Here is a 3,356-nt window from a genome sequence, read left to right on the forward strand (position 1 = left end):
ACCGCACCTGGGCAAGCCAACAAGCCGGCCTGCGGGAAATGGCCGCGATGGCGGAAATGGCGCGCGCCCACCCGACCCCGACGCCCAGCGACCTGCGCAGCCAGGTGGCCGGGGCCTACGCCCGCGCTGGGTTGCAACGCAGCGATGCCGAAATCGACGCGGCCACCACGGCGGTATCGCAACGCCACGCGCAAGACGGTACGACCCAAGCGCAGACGCCGTATTTTCTGCAAGTGCAGGCCGATGGCGCCCTGGCCACCATCAGCGGCCAGAACGACCAGCGCATGGAGATTCGGAGCGTGGTCACGCCCGAGGAGATCGCACGGGCACAGCCCCAGCCCGCCACGGTCTCCGACCCACCACAGCCCACCGCGCCGTTGCCGCCGGTCATGCCTTCGCGCGGGGAAATACAGCCGAGCGCGCCCGCGCCACGACAAAGCCACGGATATCGCAGCCCCGCCTCGCCGCGGGCGGGCGGCCATCACGACGATGCGCGCGAGGCGGCGGCGCAAACCGGACAAACGGCCGAGCTCGCCGCCCAACAGCCAGCGGCGCTGGCGCAACAGGCGATTATCGAAGAACACGCGCGCCTGGCCGCCGAGCACGAAGAAACCCGCCGCCAGGAAGACGCACGCGAACAGGCGCGCAACCCGCAAGCGGCTGACGAACAGACCCAAGCCGGGCCACCCAACCCGTGGGATGAAACACTGGCGGGCCGATATATCAATCACTACATGGCGGCGCTGGAACGCGGCGACGAAGCGGAAATGGACAGGCTGGCGGATATTTACGCGCAGACACCGCAGTTCAAGGAATGGGAAGCCTGGGGGCAGGAAAACGCGCAGCGACTGGCGCTCGAAGAACAACAGCAGCAACAGCAACAGCAACAACAAGAACAGCACCACCGCGTGCTGATCCGCTGACGAGGGAGACACCATACTGAAAATGGCCTGCGATTCCGACCCGTGCCAGCAGCATCTTTCAATGCCCTATACTCGGCTTGAACCATTTCCATACGATTAATCGCAAGTCACTCCGGAGAAACGAAATGACCTTCGTCAATGAATTCATCCCCGCCGAGGACGTGGAAAAATACGGCCTCAAGGAAATCGACAAACACTTCATCGTGGGCGGCACCAATGCCCGCGATTGGACTATTGATCGGGAGCGCGACATCTACTTGAGAAATGTTGCCAATGGCCGAGAAGACTGGCGCAACCAAACCAAATGGACGTTCTATTGGCAAGGTGAGGAATTGACCTTGCGCATGGATCTACTTGAGGGTAGAGGCGAACGCGGTGAACCTGGCTGGTCGCATTGGAAATTAATTAGACTCAATGGCAGCTATGGCTTACCTAAGCATTTGAAAGCAAACAAGGACGAAATCCTTAAGACACTTATAGAGGCTTTGACTGTTTATCGGGGGGGAGGCGTCTATTCAGGTGAATACGCCAGCTACAGCGTGACGCTGGATATCGCCGAGGAGTGCGTGCTATGACCACACCACTCACGGCCGAGCAAGCCATTTCCTTGCTGCGTCAACAGACACACGCCTACCAAACGCCCGAGCAATTGCGCACACTAGCGGCACAGGTGGATACCAACCCCTCCGGACGCACCACCGTGCTCTACAGCGGGCCGTCCGCCAAAGGGGGTGTGATCGTCGCGGATCATCAAATCAATCCTGAAAATATCCTGCGATTCCGGCCCGTGCCAGCAGCATCTTTCAATGCCCTATACTCGGCTTGAACCATTTCCATACGATTAATCGCAAGTCACTCCGGAGAAACGAAATGACCTTCGTCAATGAATTCATCCCCGCCGAGGACGTGGAAAAATACGGCCTCAAGGAAATCGACAAACACTTCATCGTGGGCGGCACCAATGCCCGCGATTGGACTATTGATCGGGAGCGCGACATCTACTTGAGAAATGTTGCCAATGGCCGAGAAGACTGGCGCAACCAAACCAAATGGACGTTCTATTGGCGTGGCGAGGAATTGACCTTGCACCTGGATTTATTGGAATCCACCGGGGAAAAACCCGAAGACCCGAGTTGGTCCCATTGGCGTCTAGTTCGAATCAACGGCAGTTATGGCTTGCCCGAGCACTTAAAGACACAAAAAGATGAAATTCTCGAAACGCTTCAAGAAGCACTTCTTGTATACGGAGATTTCGGGGTCTACACATCGGGAGCAGAATACAATCAAGAATCTAGCGTAACCCTGGATATCGCCGAGGAGTGCGTGTTATGACCACACCACTCACCGCCGAACAAGCCATTTCCCTCTTGCGCCAACAGCCACACGCTTACCAAACGCCCGAGCAGTTACGCGCCCTGGCCGCACAGGTGGATGCCAATCCGCCCGGGCGCGTGACCGTACTCTACAGCGGGCCCTCCGCCAAGGGGGTATGGTCGTCTCAGATTATCGATACTTTGCTGGAAGCGGGCGAGGACATCCGCGTCATCAATACCAGCGAAGCGGCCAAGCTACTTCAATCCCGTGAGTTCTTAAATTCAGTTGCCCAAGCTCACGAAATCAGACCAAAACCACTCATCGACGGCACCTACCGCGGCCCCGCCACCGAATGGCTCTATCACCCCACCCAAGGGCCTTGGGCCGATGCTTCGGCCAGATTCGCCGATACCACCGTCGGTGAAGTCCGCGCCATTGTCGGCGATGCCGAGCCCAGCCGCGTTTTCGGTGCCACCGAGGTGCCACGTATTCTCGCCAATCCCAACGTCACCACCATTGAAGGCATTCCCCGCGAAGCCTTGCTGGCCCGCCAGGCCACCCATGGCCCGCAGGCGGCATTCGAAATGATCGTGGCCAATTCCCGTGAACACGTGGCGCGTTTGCGCGTGCCGGCGGATACGCCCACCAATTATGCGGGGGAATTGCTACGCGATACCCACGACCAACTCAAACTGGACAGCCGTGAATACTTCGCGGCCACCCAGCTCGAAGGCAAGCCGCCCACATTTGCCGCCGACTCCCGTCCCTTGGCGAACAATATGCGCCCGCCCACGCCGCATGCCCAGTCGGGCGCCGCCCATGTCGAGGCATGGCAAATAGAATGGACGCATAACGAAATAGCGGCCACTCGCCCCAACGCCCATCCCGTGCTCAAAGGCGCTGGCGCGGCCGGCGTCGCCCTAATGGCCCACGACTTCATCGATACCGGCCACCGCGTCGTCCAACTGCATACCCAAGGCAACGAACCCGGCGCGGATTCCGCGCAGAACCATTTCATCGGCCGCAATGCCGGCGGCATGGCCGGCGGTTTCCTGTTCGGCGCCGGCTATGGCGCGGCCACCGGCGCCTGGACCGGGCCCGGCGCATTCCTCACCGGCA

3 protein-coding genes and 2 pseudogenes are annotated in these 3,356 nt (G+C 59.9%); all 5 read left to right on the forward strand.

The features are described from left to right. Window positions 1-923 (forward strand): annotated as a pseudogene (locus tag EBB59_RS13955) (hypothetical protein); the annotation flags it as partial. Between the two features lie 125 nt (window positions 924-1,048). Continuing rightward, entirely contained in the window at window positions 1,049-1,498 is a 450-nt protein-coding gene (locus tag EBB59_RS13080) for a hypothetical protein (protein WP_122102580.1), read from the forward strand. Next, window positions 1,495-1,749 carry a hypothetical protein gene (locus EBB59_RS13650; protein ID WP_147455619.1) on the forward strand — a complete coding sequence of 85 codons (255 nt, stop codon included), beginning with the start codon at window positions 1,495-1,497 and terminating at the stop codon, window positions 1,747-1,749. Before EBB59_RS13080 ends, EBB59_RS13650 begins: the two co-directional genes overlap by 4 nt. A gap of 44 nt (window positions 1,750-1,793) precedes the next feature. Further along, on the forward strand, window positions 1,794-2,255 hold the full coding sequence (locus EBB59_RS13085; RefSeq protein WP_122102581.1) for a hypothetical protein: 462 nt from the start codon (window positions 1,794-1,796) through the stop codon (window positions 2,253-2,255). Next, a pseudogene (locus tag EBB59_RS14340) lies at window positions 2,252-3,356 on the forward strand (peptidoglycan-binding protein); the annotation flags it as partial. The gene EBB59_RS13085 and the pseudogene EBB59_RS14340, both read left to right, overlap by 4 nt.

The sequence above is a fragment of the Solilutibacter pythonis genome, from assembly GCF_003697345.1.
Classification (GTDB): domain Bacteria; phylum Pseudomonadota; class Gammaproteobacteria; order Xanthomonadales; family Xanthomonadaceae; genus Solilutibacter; species Solilutibacter pythonis.